At 71.7% G+C, this 17,133-nt stretch carries 13 protein-coding genes; 8 read left to right on the top strand and 5 right to left on the bottom strand.

What is annotated here, in order from left to right:
* Together ACYVIP_RS30325 and ACYVIP_RS30320 are read right to left on the bottom strand one after the other, a co-directional pair.
* Nucleotides 1-1,299, bottom strand: a complete 1,299-nt coding sequence (locus tag ACYVIP_RS30325) for an ABC transporter substrate-binding protein (protein WP_460402492.1) — start codon at nt 1,297-1,299, stop codon at nt 1-3.
* Nucleotides 1,296-4,055, bottom strand: coding sequence for a family 78 glycoside hydrolase catalytic domain (locus tag ACYVIP_RS30320; RefSeq protein ID WP_460402490.1), 2,760 nt, complete (start codon nt 4,053-4,055; stop codon nt 1,296-1,298). Before ACYVIP_RS30320 ends, ACYVIP_RS30325 begins: the two co-directional genes overlap by 4 nt.
* 137 nt (nt 4,056-4,192) lie before the next feature.
* Between ACYVIP_RS30320 and ACYVIP_RS30315 the strand changes: the two genes are divergently transcribed.
* Nucleotides 4,193-5,110, top strand: coding sequence for an AraC family transcriptional regulator (locus ACYVIP_RS30315; RefSeq protein ID WP_460402488.1), 918 nt, complete (start codon nt 4,193-4,195; stop codon nt 5,108-5,110).
* On the opposite strand, the gene ACYVIP_RS30310 is transcribed toward ACYVIP_RS30315, so the two are convergent.
* Nucleotides 5,103-7,922, bottom strand: coding sequence for an ATP-binding protein (locus ACYVIP_RS30310; RefSeq protein ID WP_460402486.1), 2,820 nt, complete (start codon nt 7,920-7,922; stop codon nt 5,103-5,105). The two genes, ACYVIP_RS30315 and ACYVIP_RS30310, sit on opposite strands and share 8 nt — an antisense overlap.
* Before the next feature lie 447 nt (nt 7,923-8,369).
* A complete protein-coding gene (locus ACYVIP_RS30305) occupies nt 8,370-8,678 on the bottom strand; it encodes a hypothetical protein (RefSeq protein WP_460402484.1) in 309 nt (102 codons plus the stop codon).
* Nucleotides 8,679-8,793: 115 nt separating this feature from the next.
* Here ACYVIP_RS30305 and ACYVIP_RS30300 point away from each other — a divergent pair, with 115 nt between their 5' ends.
* The 7 genes from ACYVIP_RS30300 (at nt 8,794) to ACYVIP_RS30270 (ending at nt 15,698) form a co-directional block, all read left to right on the top strand.
* Nucleotides 8,794-9,756, top strand: coding sequence for an NAD-dependent epimerase/dehydratase family protein (locus ACYVIP_RS30300; RefSeq protein WP_460402482.1), 963 nt, complete (start codon nt 8,794-8,796; stop codon nt 9,754-9,756).
* 94 nt (nt 9,757-9,850) lie between these two features.
* Nucleotides 9,851-10,213 carry an STAS domain-containing protein gene (locus ACYVIP_RS30295; RefSeq protein WP_460402480.1) on the top strand — a complete coding sequence of 121 codons (363 nt, stop codon included), beginning with the start codon at nt 9,851-9,853 and terminating at the stop codon, nt 10,211-10,213.
* Between the two features lie 242 nt (nt 10,214-10,455).
* Nucleotides 10,456-11,457, top strand: coding sequence for a dihydroxyacetone kinase subunit DhaK (gene dhaK, locus ACYVIP_RS30290; protein ID WP_460402478.1), 1,002 nt, complete (start codon nt 10,456-10,458; stop codon nt 11,455-11,457).
* Complete coding sequence (gene dhaL / locus ACYVIP_RS30285) at nt 11,457-12,113, top strand: dihydroxyacetone kinase subunit DhaL (protein WP_460402476.1); 657 nt, start codon at nt 11,457-11,459, stop codon at nt 12,111-12,113. Before dhaK ends, dhaL begins: the two co-directional genes overlap by 1 nt.
* On the top strand, nt 12,110-12,832 hold the full coding sequence (dhaM, locus tag ACYVIP_RS30280; RefSeq protein ID WP_460402474.1) for a dihydroxyacetone kinase phosphoryl donor subunit DhaM: 723 nt from the start codon (nt 12,110-12,112) through the stop codon (nt 12,830-12,832). The genes dhaL and dhaM overlap by 4 nt, the downstream gene beginning before the upstream one ends.
* Before the next feature lie 35 nt (nt 12,833-12,867).
* Nucleotides 12,868-14,775, top strand: coding sequence for a Xaa-Pro dipeptidyl-peptidase (locus ACYVIP_RS30275; RefSeq protein WP_460402472.1), 1,908 nt, complete (start codon nt 12,868-12,870; stop codon nt 14,773-14,775).
* 14 nt (nt 14,776-14,789) lie between these two features.
* Nucleotides 14,790-15,698 carry a DUF3800 domain-containing protein gene (locus ACYVIP_RS30270; protein WP_460402470.1) on the top strand — a complete coding sequence of 303 codons (909 nt, stop codon included), beginning with the start codon at nt 14,790-14,792 and terminating at the stop codon, nt 15,696-15,698.
* A 70-nt stretch (nt 15,699-15,768) separates the two neighbouring features.
* Here the strand turns inward: ACYVIP_RS30270 and ACYVIP_RS30265 are convergent.
* The coding region (locus tag ACYVIP_RS30265) for a hypothetical protein (protein WP_460402468.1) at nt 15,769-17,133 on the bottom strand (1,365 nt) is incomplete at its 5' end.

The following is a 17,133-nucleotide window of genomic DNA, read 5'->3' as shown; positions in this document are numbered from 1 at the left end:
CTACCAGCCCGGCAGCCCGAGCTGCTTGGCCTGTTTGGCCACGTCCTGGTCGTAGAGCGCGGCGCCGTCGGCGGCCGGGCGGATGCCGGAGCCGACCTCCACGGTGATCTGCTCCAGCGCGGGCCCCTTGACCGGCGAGGCGAACTCCAGCGCGGGCGTGGTCGCGCCGTCGGTCTCGAAGTAGGGCAGCATGTCCAGCACGGCCCTCGGCAGGTCGGCCGGCAGCTCGCAACCGTCCACGATGTACGGACCGATCGGCGCGTAGGCCTCGGTCTGCGCCCGGCAGCCGTCGGGGCTGGCGACGAAGTCGAGGAACTCCCTGGTCGCGGCCAGCTCGGCGCCCTGGGTGGTCTTCGGCACGTACAGCGCCCCCGGCAGCCACACGGTCAGGCCGTTGCGCGCCGTGTCGTCGCCGGGCAGCGCGAACAGCCCGATGTCGGCGGCCTCGTCGGGATGGTTGGCCACCAGCGTGCCGATCACCGAGGTGAGGATCGGGTAGTGCGCGCCCGTGCCGGTGGCCAGCTCGCGCAGGCCGTCCGCGTAGGTCGCGGCGGCGAAGTCCTCGTTGAGGTAGCCCGCGTCGTGCACCTGCTGGAGCCGCTGGAAGCCCTTGAGCGCGGCGGGGGAGCGCGCGTAGCTCGTCCGGTTCGCGGTGTAGTCCCGCGCGAAGGACGGCTCGGCGGCGGCGACGTTGTGGAAGTCGGCGAGCACGAACACCTGCGAGGTCCAGGTGTCCTGGTAGGTCTGGATCACCGGGGCGATGCCGGCCTGCGCGATCCGCGCGTTGTTGGCCATGAACCGCGCCCACGTCTTCGGCACGTCCAGGCCGAGCTCGGCGTAGATCGCCCGGTTGTACAGCACCCCGCCGCCCATCGCCGGGTTCATCGGCACGCCGAACACCTCACCGCCGGCGGACACGCTGGGGAAGAACGTGTCGTCGACGCGGTCGAGGAACGGCTCGTCGGTCAGCGGGACCAGCGTCTGCGCCGGCTTGAGCGCCTGCAGCAGCGAGCCGGAGTTGTACAGGAACACCTCGGCCATGTCCCCGGTCGCCAGCCGGGTCTTCACCACGTTGTCGCCCTCGCCGCCCTGGGGCCGTGCGGCCACCTCGACGACGATGTCCTGGTGCTCGGCCATGAACGCGTCGGCCAGCCCCTGCGCCGGGCGCATGCTGGCGTCGGCGTTGTCGACGAGGAAGGTCAGCGTGGTCTGGCCATCGGCGTCGCTGGAGCCGAGGTCGCCCGGACTGCAGGCCGTCGCCAGCACGACGCAGGCGACCACGGCCAAGGTGGCTTTCATCGGGACCTCCTGGAGGGGTGCAGCTGGCCGAGGCGGCGGGTCAGCTCCTCGGCGTGCGGGGCGAAGCCCATGGTCAGCGCGGCGACCAGCCGGGACGCCGGCTCGCCGAGGTGGCGGGCGAGGCGCTTGGCGGCCTGTGCCTCGTCGCCGACGATGCCCAGCGCGGTGGCCTCCTCGACCACCCGCGACCAGGTCGGCTCGTGGTCGAGCAGGTCGCGCACGGCCAGGTCGTCGAGCTCGGCCGGGTGCTCGGCGAGCGGGTCGGGCACCTGCCACTCGTGCTCGCCGTGGGCCACCAGCACCGGGTCGGGCCTGCCCGGCAGGTGCACGGTGGCGGTGGCGCCGACCGGCACGCCGACCCGCAGTGTGAACCGGCCGTCGGCCCGGTGCCAGGCCACCGAGGCCGGGCCGTAGGGCGTGCGGTGGCTGGCCGAGGCGTGGGTGAGGCCGGTCCCGGGCAGCGGGCGCACCAGCAGCTCGCGGTAGCCGGGGGCGGCCGGGGCCAGGCCGGCGACCGACCGGTGCAGCCAGTCGGCGACCGCGCCGAGCGCGTAGTGGTTGAACGAGGTCATCTCGCCGGGGTTGACCGAGCCGTCGGGCAGCAGGCTGTCCCAGCGCTCCCACACCGTGGTCGCCCCCATGGTCACCGGGTAGAGCCACGACGGGCACCCGGTCTGCAGCAGCAGCCGGTAGGCGACGTCCACCTTGCCGGCCACGGTCAGCGCGTCCATGATCAGCGGGGTGCCGACGAACCCGGTGGCGGTGCGGAACCCGGCGCCGCGCACCAGGTCGGCGAGCCGGTCGCCCGCCCGGAGGCGTTGGTGCTCGGTCGGCAGCAGGGACCAGGCCAGCGCCAGCGCGTAGGCGGTCGGCGTGTCGCCGAGCACCCGGCCGCCCTCGGTGACGAACTCGCTGGCGAACGCCGCGCGGACCTCGTCGGCCAGCCGGGCGTAGTGCTCGGCGAGGTCGTCCTCGCCGAGCAGCGCGGCCGCGTCGGCCACCGCCCGCGCCGAGCGGGCAAGGCAGGCGGTGGCGACCACGTCGGGATCGGTGCGGGCGGCGAAGGGCTCGTTGGCCGGTGCGGCGGGGTCGAGCCAGTCGCCGAACTGGAACCCGCCGGCCCACACCCGGTCCGCGCCGGCCAGCCCGGCCGCGTGGTCGACCCAGGCGCGCATGCTCGGCAGCTGCCTGGCCAGCAGGCCGAGGTCGCCGGTGCGCTCGTGCAGCACCCAGGGCACCAGCACCGCGGCGTCGCCCCAGGCCGCGGCGCCCGGTGTGTGCCAGGGGAACACGTCAGGCACGATCCAGGGCACCGAGCCGTCCGCGCGTTGCTCGGCGGCCAGGTCGGCCAGCCACGAGGTGAGAAAACCCGCGCTGTCGAACAGGAACGCGGCGGTGGGGGCGAAGATCTGCACGTCGCCGGTCCAGCCGAAGCGTTCGTCGCGCTGCGGGCAGTCGGTCGGCACGTCGAGGAAGTTGCCGCGCGCGCTCCACACCACGTTGTCGTGGAACCGGTTCAGCAGCGGCTGTGAGCACTCGAACCAGCCGGTGCGTTCCAGGTCGGAGCCGACCACGACCGCGGTCACGTCCCGCGCGCGCAGGCCGGGCAGCCCGGTGACCTCGGCGTAGCGGAAGCCGTGGAAGGTCAGGCTCGGTTCGAGCACCTCCTCGCCGCCGGCGAGCAGGTAGCTGTCGGTCGCCTCGGCGCTCCTCAGTGGACGGACGTTCAGCTCGCCGTCGTCGAGGACCTCGGCGTGCCGCACGGTGACCTCGTCGCCCTCGGTGCCGCCGCTGGTGGTCAGCCGGACCCAGCCGACGAGGTTCTGGCCGAAGTCCACCACGGTGGCGCCCGAGGGCGAGGTGCTGACCTCGACCGCCGGCACGGTGCCGGTGACCCGCACCGGCGGGCCGTCCGGGGCGACCAGGCGGGTCAGGTCGGTGTCCAGCACGACGACCGGTGTGTCCACTGTGGACTTGTGGGCCAGGTCGGTGCGCTGGCCGTCGTAGAGGTCGTCGGCGATGACCCCGCTCTCCCGCGCGGTCCAGGTGTGGTCGGTGGCCAGTACGTGCGTCGCGCCGTCGGTGGTGGTCACCTCGAGTTGGGCGAGCAGCCCGAGCCGGTCGCCGTAGGTCGCGCGCTTGCCCTGCCAGCCGAGCTTTCCCCGGTACCAGCCGTTGCCGACCAGTACCTCCACGACGTTGTCCCCGGGCCGGACGAGGTCGGTGACGTCGTAGGTCTGGTAGCGCAACCGGTGGTGGTAGCTGGTCCAGCCGGGCGCGAGCACGTGGTCGCCCGCGCGTTCGCCGTTGACCGACGGGACGTAGACCCCGTGCGCGGTGGCGTAGAGCCGGGCGGCGCGAATCTCGCCGGGAACGGTCAGCCTGCCGGTGAGCAGCGGCGCGTGCGTGGTGTCCTGGCCGATCATCGTGGCGGTCCAGTCGGCCGGGTCGAGCAGGCCGGCCTCGACGGTGGCCTGCTCGCTCCACGGCGACCATTCGGTGCCGCGCACCCGCACCCGCACCTCGACCCGTTCGCGAGCGAGCAGCGGTTCGTCCGGCCACGGCACGAGTGTCTGCGCGGACGACTCGACGACGAACCGCCGGCCGCGGCACTCGATCTCGTAGGCCAGTTGCCGGAATCCCGGTGCCGCCGAAGGCAGGTACCAGGAAAGTCGTGGCCGCCGGTGGCCGATGCCGATCGCCGGCTGGACCTGCTGCTCGAAGCGGATTCCGGTGGGGGCCGCTGCGTCGACCATGACACTCCTCGGTGAGTGAAACGTTCCAACCCGCGTTCGGATCGTCGACCAACGGGGCTGGTCCCGGCTAGCCCGAGATGTACCGGTGTTAGCACGAAACGCACTTTCGATCACCGCCCCGCCTATCGTGGTCAGTCATGGCGGGCTCCCCGGTCGGGAACGCGAACGACCTGTTGCACTTCGTCGACGGGTCACTGGTCTACGCCGGGCGCCACGCCCACGACCCCGGCCACCACCTGCACACCCACAGCTTCGTCGAGGTCGCGGTGGTGGTCGGCGGCGAGGGCCGGCACGTCTCGCTGGCCGGCCGGCAGCCGGTCACCGTCGGCGATGTCGTGCTGCTGCGGCCAGGGGTGTGGCACGGCTACGCGGACTGCCGGCGGCTCGAGGTGTTCAACTGCTGCATCTCGGTCGAGCTGCTGCACCGGGAGCTGGCCTGGACGCGCGCGGACCAGCTGCTCGGCTATCTACTGTGGACCGGGCCGTACTCCTTGCAGCGCAGGGGAATGCTCAGCACCCGGCTCGGTGACGACATTCTCGCCGAGTGTGTGACGCACCTGGACGCGTTGCACGCGTTGCGGTTCCGCTCCGCCGACCGGCACCGGGGCGACATCGTCGGCCGGCTCTCGCTGTTCCTCAGCGCGCTGGCGCGCACGGTCGACCCGGCATCGGAGACCGCCGGCCCGACCCATCCCGCCGTGGTGGCCGCGATGCGGCTGCTCGAGTCGCGCCCGGCGCACCACTGGACGCTGCGTGAGCTGGCCGAACTGCTGCACCTCGCGCCCGGCTACCTGGTGCGCCTGTTCAAGGGCGCCACCGGGTTGCCGCCGATGGCCTACCTGTCGCGGCTGCGGGTGGAGCTGGCCGCGACCAGGCTGCTGCACACCGACCACTCGATCGCGCACATCGCGCGCTCGGTCGGCTGGCCGGACCAGAACTACTTCGCCCGTCGGTTCAAGGTCCACTATGGACTGAGCGCGTCCGGGTACCGGGCCAGGTTCACCGACAACACGATCGCCCTGGACGTGGTGCGGTCCAAGGGCCTGCTCAGGTGAGCACGTGGTCGTTCTCGGCGGCCTCGCGGGCGATGTCGATCCGCGAGCGAACCCCGAGCTTGGCCAGGATGTGCGAGACGTGGGTGCCGACCGTGCGCGGCGAGAGCACCAGCCGCTCGGCGATCTGCCGGTTGGGCAGGCCGGCGGCGACCAGACCGGCGATCTTGTTCTCCGTCGGGGTCAGGCTCTGCCAGCCGGACTTGGCGTGCCGGTGCTTGGCCCGGGGGCCGCGGCGGATGCCGTAGCGGCGCAGGCGGGCGCGTAGGTGGGTGAGGTCCCAGTTGGCGCCGAGTTCGCCGTAGAGGTCGTCGGCGGTGGTGAAGGCGGAGCGGGCGGCGTCCCGGTCGCCCCGGCCGACGTGGGTGATGGCGGCGGCTTCGAGGGCTTTGGCGCGCAGTAGTGGGCGGCTGGCCTGGTCGTAGCGTTCGGCGGCGTGGTGGAGCAGTGCCGGGTCGCGGTCGAGCAGGCCGCGGCAGTAGGCGGCGGCGGCGAGGCGGTGGGGGACTTCTGACTGGCGGGCGAGCATGGTGGCCTGGGCGGCGATGTCGCCGGCGGTGCCGGTGGTGCCGACCTGGGCGGCGAGGCGGGCGGCTTCGGGGAGCAGGTCCTCCATCTCGTCGAGTTCCTCGGCGTGGCCGGTGACGCAGGCGGTGAGTTCGGCGAGTGCTTCGGCGGGGGCGTCGTTGATTTCGTGGTGGAGGCTGCGGGCGAGGGTGAGGGAGGCGATGACCCGGTTGCCGATCTTCTCCGCGCTGGGTGCGGCCTGTTGCAGGTGTTGGCGGCCGGTGGTGGGGTCGCCGCGGTGGAAGGCGATCACCGCGGCGATGCCCCGGTCGCAACAGGTCTCGCCGGGCCCCTTGAAGTCGTCGGACAACGTCTCGACCTCGACCTGCGCGTCGTCCCAGCGGCCGATTTCGAAGAGCAGACCGCCGAGCGCGCTCTGCGCCTGCGCCAACCGAACCAGGCTGCCCGTCTGGTCGGCCTGCTGACGAACCAGCTCCGCGACGTGGATCGCGTCCTCAAGCCGGTCGATGTCGCCGAGCGCGACCGACTTGTTGATCTGCAACAGCAGACCGAGGTCGGTGAGGGTGGTGTCGTCCTCGACGACGTTGAGCGCGCGTTCGAACATCGGCAGCACGTTGGCGACGTTGCCCTGCATCATCGACACGATGATCAGTACGTGCAGTGCCCAGCCGACCGCCCAGCGGTCGCCGGTCTGCTCGGCGGTGGCCAGCGCCTCGGTGGCGACCCGGCCCGCGATCGTGACCTCGCCAAGTCCTCGGTGAGCGCGCGCGGTCATCACCAGCAGCCGTGCCCGGTGCTGGGCGGTCATGCCGGGCAGGGTGAGCGCGCGGGCCAGGGACTCGAACGACTCGTCCGCGCGGCCGGCGAGCATGCGGCACTGGGAGACCGTCCAGTGCAGGTCGACGAGTAGGTCGGCGTCGGAGATCACGGCCATGGCGCGGTGCGCGACCCGTTCGGCCTTGACCCGGTCCCCGGAACGGAACAGCGCGTCGGCGAGGCGGCAGGCGAGGACCGCGCCCCTCGGGGTGCTCGCGGGGGAGCGGCGGGAGGCCTGGCGCAGCAGGTCGATCGCGATCTTCGGGGTCTGCGCGATGAGGGTCGGCGCCGCGTCGGCCAGCCAGTCCAGCAGGGACTCGTCCAGTGGTCCCGCGCCGGGAGCGCTGACCGCCGCGAGCAACTGGCGGGCGACCCGGTCATGTGCCACCCCGGCTTCGGCCAGGGCGCGGGCGGCGTCGCGGTGCCAGGCGGGGCGGACGGCGTCGCTGATGTCGTCGTAGAGCGCCTGGCGGATCAACGGGTGGCGGAAGGCGAGCTTCTCGCGGACCTCCTTGAGTACTCCGGCGGCGCAGGCCTCGTCGATCGCGGGCACCAGGTCGACGATCCGGCTGTTGAGCACCAGCGCGAGGTCCGAGACCTGGAACTCCATGCCGAGCAACGCCGCGGCCTGCAGGGTGGTGCGCAGCTCGCGCGGCAGGAAGTCGAGCCGGTGGGTGATGGCGGCGTAGAGGGAGTCGGGGACGGGTCCGCCGGTCACCTCGACCGTGCCGGCATCGTTGGTCTTCAACCGGTTCGAGCGCAGCAGCGCCTCCATCAGCTCGGTCACGTACAACGGGTTGCCGGCGGCCCCGTCGGCGAGCCGCAGCAGATCCTCGCCTGGCCTGCCATCGGCGATCGCGGTGACCAGGTTCGCGATCGCTTTCTGCGGCAGACCGCCGAGGCGGACGGTGCCGGGCTCGCCGACCGCGCGCCGAACCGCGTCAAGTTCGTCGCGCTGGGGGATCGGCCGGACGATGCCGATCAGCAGCAGAGCGGAGCGGTCGACCACACGCGTGAGGTACTCCCACACGCCGATCGTCGCGGCATCCGCCCATTGCAGGTCGTCAACCACCAGAACAGTGGGGGCCGCACTGCACAGTTCGGTCACCAGGGTGAGCATCTGCTCAGTGGCCGCCATCGTCGGGTCGGCACCACCGGCCACCTCACCCCGCAGCAGTCGCTGGATGGTCACCAGACGGGGCTCGTTGTCCAGTTCCCTCGCCCGCAACGCATCCAGCAACGGCCGCAGGGGCAGCGCCTGACCGAGCTCGTCGCCCTCGGCCCAGAACACCTGACAACCGCGCTCCTCGGCCACCGCGACCACGGCACGCACGAGAGAGGACTTGCCGATACCCGGCTCGCCCTCGACCAACACCGCCCGCCCAGTCCCACCGGCGAGATCCACGGTCCACTCGACGAGCCTCAGGAGTTCGGCGTCGCGGCCAACAAGCGCAGACGCACCACCCGGCATGGTTCGACGATATGACGTGCCGTGGCCGAGAAGCATCGGCCATCCGGGCGGTATGTGCCAACCAACCCGGTGTGGGGGTACACCACATCAGATGTGAACCATGCCCAGTTGAACGAACGGCTCCAGTCGTTAGCCGCTCGTTAGCTGCCGGTTATTTCCTCTATTACACCTCGCATGCGATAGTTAATTTGGTAAACCGATATGTTGGGCCCCTTCTAAACCCCCAAGCGCGCTTTGGCATGCCGCCCCGTTGAACTATTGGGTCATCTTTTGGTCGGGAAATTTTGGGAGGCAAGGATGAGAATCGCGCGAGTGGTCACGGCCCTTGTTGCTTCGATTCTGTTGGTTTTCGCGGCTGCGGGCACAGCTGCGGCTGACCCGCCGGGTATGACCTACGACAGCGTCACACCTGGGATGACGTACGACTGACGGGCCTTCGGTAATCATTCAGTGGATCGCGCACCTGGGTCGGGCTAGAAATCCGTCCAGTTCGAGCGGCGCCGGCCGCGGGTCTTCTTCGTCGATGGCCCCACCATCTCCGTTAAGACCTGCGGCTCGGTGCACCGCGCGATTCTGCAGTGCGTAGCCGAGGTCGACGAGTCGCCCGCCCAGGACGCATTCATCTGCCACGTCAACGTGCTCTCGCCGGCCGGCGTCCGCGTCGAGAAGCCGGAGAACGTACCGGGCAATCTGGTTGTTGACGCTGGACAGTTCGGCCACGAGCACCAACTCGTCGTGCCAGTCCGGAGCGGTCACCGCTTCACCCATCTCGTGTGCGCTCTTCCAATGTTTGACCTGTGCCACTCTTGACCTGTCCCATGGCTGAGACATCGGTCAGGTGACGTATGTGTTGCGCCGTAGGATCGACGACATGGCACGGGTCGCGGTCATCGGCGGAACTGGACACATCGGCGGCTACCTGGTGCCGCGCCTGGTCGAGGCCGGCCACGACGTAACCGTGCTGACCAGGGGAAAGTCCGATCCGTACCGGTCGCATGCCGCGTGGCGCGCGGTCACCACGGTGATCGCCGACCGGGAGGCCGAGGACCGGGCCGGCACGTTCGGTGACCGGGTCCGTGGCCTCGAGCCGGACGTGGTGATCGACCTCATCTGCTTCCTGCCCGACGGCGCCCGCCAGCTCGTCGAGGCGCTGCGCGGCCGGGTCCAGCACTTCCTGCACTGCGGCACCATCTGGGTGCACGGGCCGAGCGCGGTGGTGCCGACGACCGAGGACGCGCCCCGGCACCCCTTCGGTGACTACGGCGTGCGCAAGGCCGAGATCGAGCGCCTGCTGCTCGACGACGCGCGGCGCACCGGCTTCCCGGCGACCGTGCTGCACCCCGGCCACATCAGCGGGCCCGGCTGGCCGCCGGTCAACCCGGCCGGCCACCGCGACCTCGACGTCTTCGCCACGCTGGCCGCCGGCGAGGAGCTGGTGCTGCCCAACCTGGGGCTGGAGACCGTGCACCACGTGCACGCCGACGACGTGGCGCAGGCGTTCACCGCCGCGATGAGCAACCGGGCACTGGCCGTCGGCGAGAGCTTCCACGTGGTGTCGCCGGCCGCGCTCACGCTGCGCGGGTTCGCCGAGGCGGTCGCCGGCTGGTACGGCCGCCCGGCGCGGCTGGCGTTCCTCGGCTGGGACCAGTGGCGGGAAACCGTCGACGAGCAGGCCGCCGCCATGACCTGGGACCACATCGCGCACAGCCCGAACGCGAGCATCGCCAAGGCGGTCCGGTTGCTCGGTTATCAACCCCGGTTCAGTTCACTGGCCACAGTTCGTGACTCTCTGGAGTGGTTGGCTGCTCAGGGCGAGGTTCCTCCGCTACCTTGACCACTCGAAAGGCGCATTCGGCGGTTGACAGCTACGGTAGGTGGTGGTTCAGCCAGGAGCCACTCCCATACCTCGTCTCCTCAGTGAGGTAGCCATGGTCGTCCATATCGAACGCGAGATTCACGACTTCGTCGTGCTCACCCGGATCCACGGGGAGTTCGACCTCGACGGGCTCGACCAGGTGCGCCGCGCGTTCGCCACCGCGTTGGCCCTGTCGACCCCGCCATTCCCGATGGTCGTCGATCTCGACGGCGTGACGTTCCTGACCTCGATCGGCCTGAACGAGCTGATCATGATCGACCGGCAGGCCCGTGAGCGAGGTATCGACCTGCGCATCGTCGCCACCCGGCGGCAGGTGTTGCGGCCGATGCAGATCACCAAACTGCTCGAGGTGCTCGACGTGCGGAGCAGCGTGCAGGACGCGCTATCGACCGCCGTGCCCGCCGAGCGAAGGTGAGTAGTACGTCGGTGTAACGCCGGGCGACCCGCTCGCGATGAGCGGGTTGCCCCGTGTTGCTGGCGGACCCCCGACCTGGCAGCAGCACGGGGTTTCCTCTTGCCCGGGGCCGAGAATCGTCCGGCCATATCGTCCGGTCGTGGCGGAGGTCGCGCGGATCATGGCATCGTGTCCGAACACGGCCCACGGGCGACCTACCACGATCAACAATGGCGTAATCGCAGGTCAGGACGGTGCTGGTAGTGAAGAAGATCATCAATGATCCGTCGACGGTAGTGGCTGAGTCGCTGCGCGGGTTGGCGTTGGCGCATGCCGATCTGCTCGAGGTGGTCGAGGACCCGGCGGTCGTGGTCCGGGTGGACGCGCCGGTGCGCGGCAAGGTCGCGGTGATCTCCGGCGGCGGCGCCGGGCACGAGCCGATGCACGGCGGGCTGGTCGGCCCGGGGATGCTGGACGCCGCCTGCCCCGGCGCGGTCTTCACCTCGCCGACGCCCGACCAGGTGCAACTGGCCATCGAGCGCACCGACGGCGCCGCCGGCGCGCTGCTGATCGTGAAGAACTACACCGGGGACGTGCTGAACTTCGAGACCGCCGCGGAGCTGGCGCAGGCAGGCGACGTCGAGGTGGCCACGATCGTCATCGACGACGACGTCGCGGTGAAGGACTCCCTGTTCACCGCGGGCCGGCGCGGGGTCGGCGGCACCGTGCTGCTGGAGAAGATCGTCGGCGCGGCCGCGGACCGGGGCGATGACCTGGCCGGCTGCCTGGCGCTGGCCCAGCGGGTGGTGGCCGGCGTCCGCTCGATGGGCCTCGCGCTCGCCGCGCCGACCGTGCCGCACGTCGGCACGCCGAGCTTCGAGCTGGCCGACGACGAGATGGAGGTCGGCATCGGCATCCACGGTGAGCCGGGGCGGGCGCGGATGCCGGTGGAGAGCGCGGAGGGGATCGTCACCCGGCTGCTGACGCCGATCCTCGAGGACCTGCCGTTCGCCGATGGCGACCGGGTGTTGTTGTTCACCAACTCCATGGGCGCGACCCCGCTGCTCGAGCTGTACCTGGCACACGGGATCGCCGAGCGGCAGCTCGCCGAGCGGGGCATCGTGGTCGAGCGGCGCCTGGTCGGCCCGTACGTGACGAGCCTGGAGATGCAGGGCATGAGCCTGACGCTGCTGAAGCTGGACGACGAGCTGCGCGACCTGTGGGACGCGCCGGTGCGCACCGCGGCCCTGCGGTGGGGTAGCTGATGGCCTGCACGGCCGGGGACGTGGCCGCCGCGATCCGCGCCGCGGCCGGGGTGGTCGCCGAGCACCGCGACGAGCTGGTCGAGCTGGACCGGGTCATCGGCGACGGCGACCACGGCGAGAACCTCAACCGGGGCTTCGCCGCCGTGGTGGCCGCGCTGGACGAGTCCGCGCCGGAGACGCCGGCCGCGGTGCTGAAGTCGGTGGCGCTCACGCTGATCTCGAAGGTCGGCGGCGCCGCCGGTCCGTTGTACGGTACGGCGTTCCTGCGTGCGGCGACCGCCGTGGGTGACCAGGCGACCGTCGGCCCGGCCGAGGTCGCCGCCGCCATCGAGGCGGCGCTGATCGGCGTGGTGGCCAGGGGAAAGGCCGAGCCGGGCGACAAGACGATGGTCGACGCGCTGACCCCGGCGGTGGCGGCGGCGAAGGTGGCGGCGGCGAAGGTGGCGGCGGTGGCGGCGGCGGGTTCGGTGGCCGAGGTGTTGTCGGCGGCGGCCGATGCCGCCAGGACCGGTGCCGAGTCGACGGTGCCGTTGGTGGCGCGCAAGGGCCGGGCGTCCTACCTCGGCGAGCGCAGTGCCGGCCATCTCGATCCCGGCGCCCGCTCGACGGCGCTGCTGCTGGCGTCGTTCGCGAAGACGGCGGCCGGGTCCCGATGACCGCACCGCGGGTGGGGCTGGTGGTGGTCTCGCACAGTGCGCGGCTGGCGGAGGGTGTGGTCGAGGTGGCCACGCAGATGGCGCCGGCGGTGTCGGTGGTCGCGGCCGGCGGGCGCACCGACGGCGGTGTCGGCACGGACTTCGACATGGTCGGCGAGGCGTTGGCGATGGCCGACGGTGGGGCCGGGGTGGTGGTGCTCTACGACCTCGGCAGCGCCGGGATGGTGGCCGAGTTGGCGGTGGAGGCGCTGTCCGACCCGGCGACCGCGGTGGTGGTGGACGCCCCGCTGGTGGAGGCGACGGTCGCCGCCGCGGTGGCCGCGCAGGGATCGGCCGACCTCGCCGCCGTGGCCGCCACCGCCCGGTCAGCCGCGGCAGAGGCGTTCGCCACGGCAGCGTCCGCCAGCGACGCCGACGGTGCTGACCGTGCCTCAGCCGGCGCTGCTGATGGCGCCGCGCCGACCATCCGGGTCGTGCTCACCAACGAGATCGGGCTGCACGCGCGGCCGGCCGCGCTGCTCGCCCGTGCACTGTCCGAAGTGGACGCTTCGGTCACGGTTCGCTTCGGTGACCGGGCCGCCGCCGGCACCAGTGTGCTCGCACTGATGTCCCTCGGCGCCAAGGGCGGGGACACCATCGAGGTGGCAGCCACCGGCCGCCAAGCGGACGAGGCGTTACGCCGGGTGGCGGACCTGGCGGACCGGGGTTTCGCCGACTGATTCCCTGTGGACGTTCGCGGACCTAGGTTCAGGTCATGTACCGCGTCGCGCTCGTTGGGGTGCTCGGCTGTCTGGCCGGCCTGCTGATCCCGGTGCCCGCCGCGGCACAGCCACCCCGACCGTCCCATGTCGAGGGCACCAGCACCGTGCCCGCCTACGACTACGCCACCGCCATCCGGGAGAGCGTCTGGGTCACCGGTCCACTCGACAACGACGGCGACGGCCGCCGCGACACCGTCGCGGTCGACCTGATCCGCCCGCGTGGCGTGTCCGGGAAGATCCCGGTGATCATGGACCTCTCGCCGTACAACCAGTGCTGCGGCCGCGGCCGGGAGAACGAGCGCAAGCAGTACGCCGCCGACGGCACGGTGACCAGGTTCCCGCTCTTCCTGGACAACTACTTCGTCCCGCGCGGCTACGCCTACGCCGCCGTCGACCTCACCGGCACCGGGCGCTCCACCGGCTGCGGTGACGTCGGCGGCCGGGCGGAGATCCTCGGCGCCAAGGCGGTCGTCGACTGGCTCGCCGGCCGCGCCAGCGCCACCCACGCCGACGGCACGCCGGCCAGAGCGACCTGGACCACCGGCAGGGTCGGCATGATCGGCAAGTCCTGGGACGGCTCGACCGCCAACGGCGTGGCCGCGACGGGCGTGCCGAACCTGCGCACGATCGTGCCGATCGCGGCCATCTCCAGTTGGTATGACTACTACCGCGACAACGGGGTGCGCTATTCCCCCGAGTACGGGCCGTCCTGGCTGGCCGGCCACGTCGACGGGCGGGAGCCTGCGGTCTGCCAGCCGGCGCGCGACGCGCTGCTGGCCGGGGCCGACGACGCCACCGGCAACTACAACTCCTTCTGGCACGAGCGAAACTACCTACCGAAGGCGCGCGACGTCCGCGCCAGCGTGTTCGCCGTGCACGGCATCAACGACGTGAACGTGGAGACCAAGCACCTCGCCCGGTGGTGGGACGCGCTCGCCGGCCACGACGTGCCGCGCAAGCTCTGGCTCGGCCAGCCGGGGCACGTCGACCCGTTCGACTTCCGCCGGGCCGAGTGGGTCGCCACCCTGCACCACTGGTTCGACTACTGGCTCCAGGACCTGCCCAACGGGGTCATGCGCGAGCCGATGGTGTCGATCGAGCGGGCCCCCGACGTCTGGGTCGACGAGCCGGACTGGCCGGCCCGCGGCACGGTCGCGCTGCCGGTGGCGCTGGGCCGGGGCACCCTCGGCGGCCGGCCGGCACCGGGGACGGTGACCGTCGTGGACGACCCGGGCCTCGGCGAGCACGCCGCGGTGGCCGAGCCGAACGCCGTGGTGCCCGGCAGGCTCACGTTCCTGTCCGCCCCGCTCACCCGCGACCTGCGGATCAGCGGCACCCCAACGGTTTCGCTGCGGGTGCGGGTCTCCCGGCCGAACACCGAGCTGTCCGCGCGGCTGGTCGACTACGGCACCGCGACCCGCATCCACGCGTTCACCAACGGCACCGGCATCCGCGAGCTGGACACGGAGTCGTGCTGGGGCGCGGCCACCGAACACGACGACGCCTGCTACCGCGACACCGCGAAGAACCTGCTGACCTCCGGCTACGGCGTGCTGACCCGCGGCTGGGTGGACGCCGCGCACCGCGACTCGCTGACCAGGCCGACCCCGTTGCGGCCTGGCCGCTGGTACACCATCACCTGGCCGCTCAACCCGCACGACGTGGTGTTGCCCAAGGGCAGGGTGCTCGGCCTGGTGATCACCTTGAGCGACAACGAGTTCACCACCCCGACCGACACCGGCGCGACGGTCGAGGTCGAGCTGGCGCGCAGCCGGCTGCGCCTGCCGGTGTCCTCGACCCGTGGTGCGCCGGCGTTGCCCGAGGTGACGGTCGCCCCGTCGGTGCGGGCGCCGGTTGTCGACCGGACTTCGGTGGACAACCGGTGGCGCGGGTCTCGCTGAGCTACCGTGTGGCGGTGATCGGTGAGGTCGCCTGTGACGAGTCCGGCTCCGAGGGCGAGAAGCTGGTCGGCGGGGTGACCGACGTGTTCGCCCACGCCGGTGTCGGCCTGTCCACTGTCGCCGCGCAGGAGTGTGTGGCGGAGATCCGCGACCGGATCCGGTCGCCGGCCCAGGAGTACAAGGCCAACCATCTGCTGCGGGACAAGCACCGGGCCGTGCTGGTGTGGCTGCTCAGCGACGAGGGCCCGATCCTGGGCCAGGCGCACGTGCTACTGGTGGACAAGACGCTGTTCCTGGTGTCCAGGATGGTCGACCTGCTCATCGGCGACGGTGACGTGGACCTGGCGAACACGCTCCATGTCGGTGGCCCGAAGGCCTTCGGGCCGGCGCGGTGGGCGGCGTTCCTGGAGTCGTTCAACAGCGTGGTGCGGGTGCGCAACCGGCGGGGTGACCGGGTGAGCGTGGACTCCTTCTTCCAGGACATCGACTACCTGTTGCGTTTCCGTACCGAGGAACAGGTTCAGGCGACCCTGGGCGCGATGGCCGGTGGCCGCCAACGGATCGAGGACTACCGGGCCAGCCTGGCGCGCGACCCGAACGTGATGTCCACAGTGGACCCCATGGTGCCGGCGATCGTGCGCACCGTCCGGCACTGGAGCACCGACGGCCCGATCGAGGTGGTGCACGACGAACAGCTTTCGCTGACCGAGTCGCGCATCGCCCAGCTCAAGCAGCTCTGCGACGGCCGCCTGGCCGGCCTGCGCCTGGTCGACTCCCGGCTGGACGCCAGGGTGCAGGTGGCCGACTTCCTCGCCGGCGTGGCCCGCCGAATAGCCTCCGACGAACTCAACGGCAACGGCGACGACGAACTGATCACCCTCCTCCGCCCCTACGTAACCCCCACCCCACCGCAGTCACACTGACCGCAGCGAAGGGCTCCTTCACTGCACTGGACGCAGCGAAGGGACCCTTCGCTGCGGTCGAGGGGCGGGCCTAGCCTGCTGGGAACTGGGCGGACAGGTGGTCGGTCAGGCGGTGGAGGGCGGTGTTGAGCCGGCGGAAGTATGTGGCCTTGCTCATGGACAGTGCGCGCGCCGCGGCGCCCGAGGTGGCGCCGGCCTCCACGTAGCGCAGCCACAGCACCGACCGCAGCTCCTCCTCCTTCTTGCTCGACCCGAACGCCGCCGCGATCCCCGCGCGCAACGTCTCCCGCACCGACTCCGCCCGCTGCGCCACCCCGATGCCCACCGCCAGCGGATGTTCGGCCAACGACACCGCCACCGAGAACGACTCCAACGCCGCGCGCACGTGCTCCACGCTCAACGCGGGCGGCAACCCCAGCTCCCGATACACGTGATCCCGTTGGTGGGCACGCAGTCCACCCGCGCCGTAGTCGATCCAGTACGCGCACAGCGGCCGCCCGTCGACGGTCCGGTCCAGCTCCGGCACCACCTTCCCACCAGCCGCCAGACAGAACTCGTGCAGCCGCTCGTTGTGCTGGAACAGCGGCACGATCGCGTGCCGGGGATTGGCCACGTCGGCCCGCAGCGCCACCGCGATGTTCAGCAACGCCAACGCCGCGCCAGCGTCGCCGGACAGGTCGATGCTGTCCCGCCAGATCACCACGTCCGTCGACGCGCAGACCCGGTCGGCGAACCGCAGGCAGTCCCGGCCGAACTCGTCGCCGGCGAGCACCTCGCGCGGTGCCGAGCCGGGGGTCAGCCACACCGCGTAGCCGACCGGCGTGCCGGTGTCGTTCCTGGCGACCACGACGTTGCGCGGCGCGAGCCGGTGGTACGGCTCGCTGGACGCCCACCACTTCGGATACCCGCGCGCGGTCAGCGCCGCGCCGAGCACTTCGGTGTCGCCCGGCCGGATCCGGTCGGCGTGGTAGCGCGAACTCCCGTCCCAGCAGTAGGTCCAGCGCAACACCGGGTTGCGCAGCAGGTGCGCGAGGTCGGTCAGCACCGAGCGATCGCCGAGGGTGCCCAGCCGGTACAGATGGTCGGCGATCCGCCTGCGTAACTCCCGCTCGCGCGCGGGCCGGCCGCCGAGCAGGTGTTCGCGCATCGGCTCGCGCACGGCGTCGTGCAGGGTGACCGCGTCGCCGACCTGGTCGACGAACGGCAGCCCGGCCAGCCACGCGTGCGCCGCCTCCGCGTCCGCCTTCGGATCCAGCGCGTCGGCCAGCAGCGCCAGCGTCGTGCGCCGGGCGATCGCGCAGGTGGCGAGCGCGTCGAAGTGCGTCGTTCCCCACCGGACGGCCGTGGTCAGCCGGACCAGGGTGGCCACCAGCTGCGGCTCGGGGGTGATCCGGCCGTGCCGGTGCCACGCGCCGGCGGCGAGCACCAGCGCGAG

It is taken from the genome of Actinophytocola sediminis (assembly GCF_054779715.1).
This window is presented reverse-complemented; position numbering and strand designations above follow the sequence as displayed.

Excerpts from the sequence above, each read along its gene's own strand:
- ACYVIP_RS30295 (WP_460402480.1), top strand. The coding sequence starts at position 9,851 with ATGGTCGTCCATATCGAACGCGAGATTCACGACTTCGTCGTGCTCACC.
- dhaM (WP_460402474.1), top strand. The coding sequence starts at position 12,110 with ATGACCGCACCGCGGGTGGGGCTGGTGGTGGTCTCGCACAGTGCGCGG.
- dhaL (WP_460402476.1), top strand. The coding sequence starts at position 11,457 with ATGGCCTGCACGGCCGGGGACGTGGCCGCCGCGATCCGCGCCGCGGCC.
- ACYVIP_RS30320 (WP_460402490.1), bottom strand. The coding sequence starts at position 4,055 with ATGGTCGACGCAGCGGCCCCCACCGGAATCCGCTTCGAGCAGCAGGTC.
- ACYVIP_RS30300 (WP_460402482.1), top strand. The coding sequence starts at position 8,794 with ATGGCACGGGTCGCGGTCATCGGCGGAACTGGACACATCGGCGGCTAC.
- ACYVIP_RS30325 (WP_460402492.1), bottom strand. The coding sequence starts at position 1,299 with ATGAAAGCCACCTTGGCCGTGGTCGCCTGCGTCGTGCTGGCGACGGCC.
- ACYVIP_RS30275 (WP_460402472.1), top strand. The coding sequence starts at position 12,868 with ATGTACCGCGTCGCGCTCGTTGGGGTGCTCGGCTGTCTGGCCGGCCTG.
- ACYVIP_RS30310 (WP_460402486.1), bottom strand. The coding sequence starts at position 7,922 with ATGCCGGGTGGTGCGTCTGCGCTTGTTGGCCGCGACGCCGAACTCCTG.
- ACYVIP_RS30315 (WP_460402488.1), top strand. The coding sequence starts at position 4,193 with ATGGCGGGCTCCCCGGTCGGGAACGCGAACGACCTGTTGCACTTCGTC.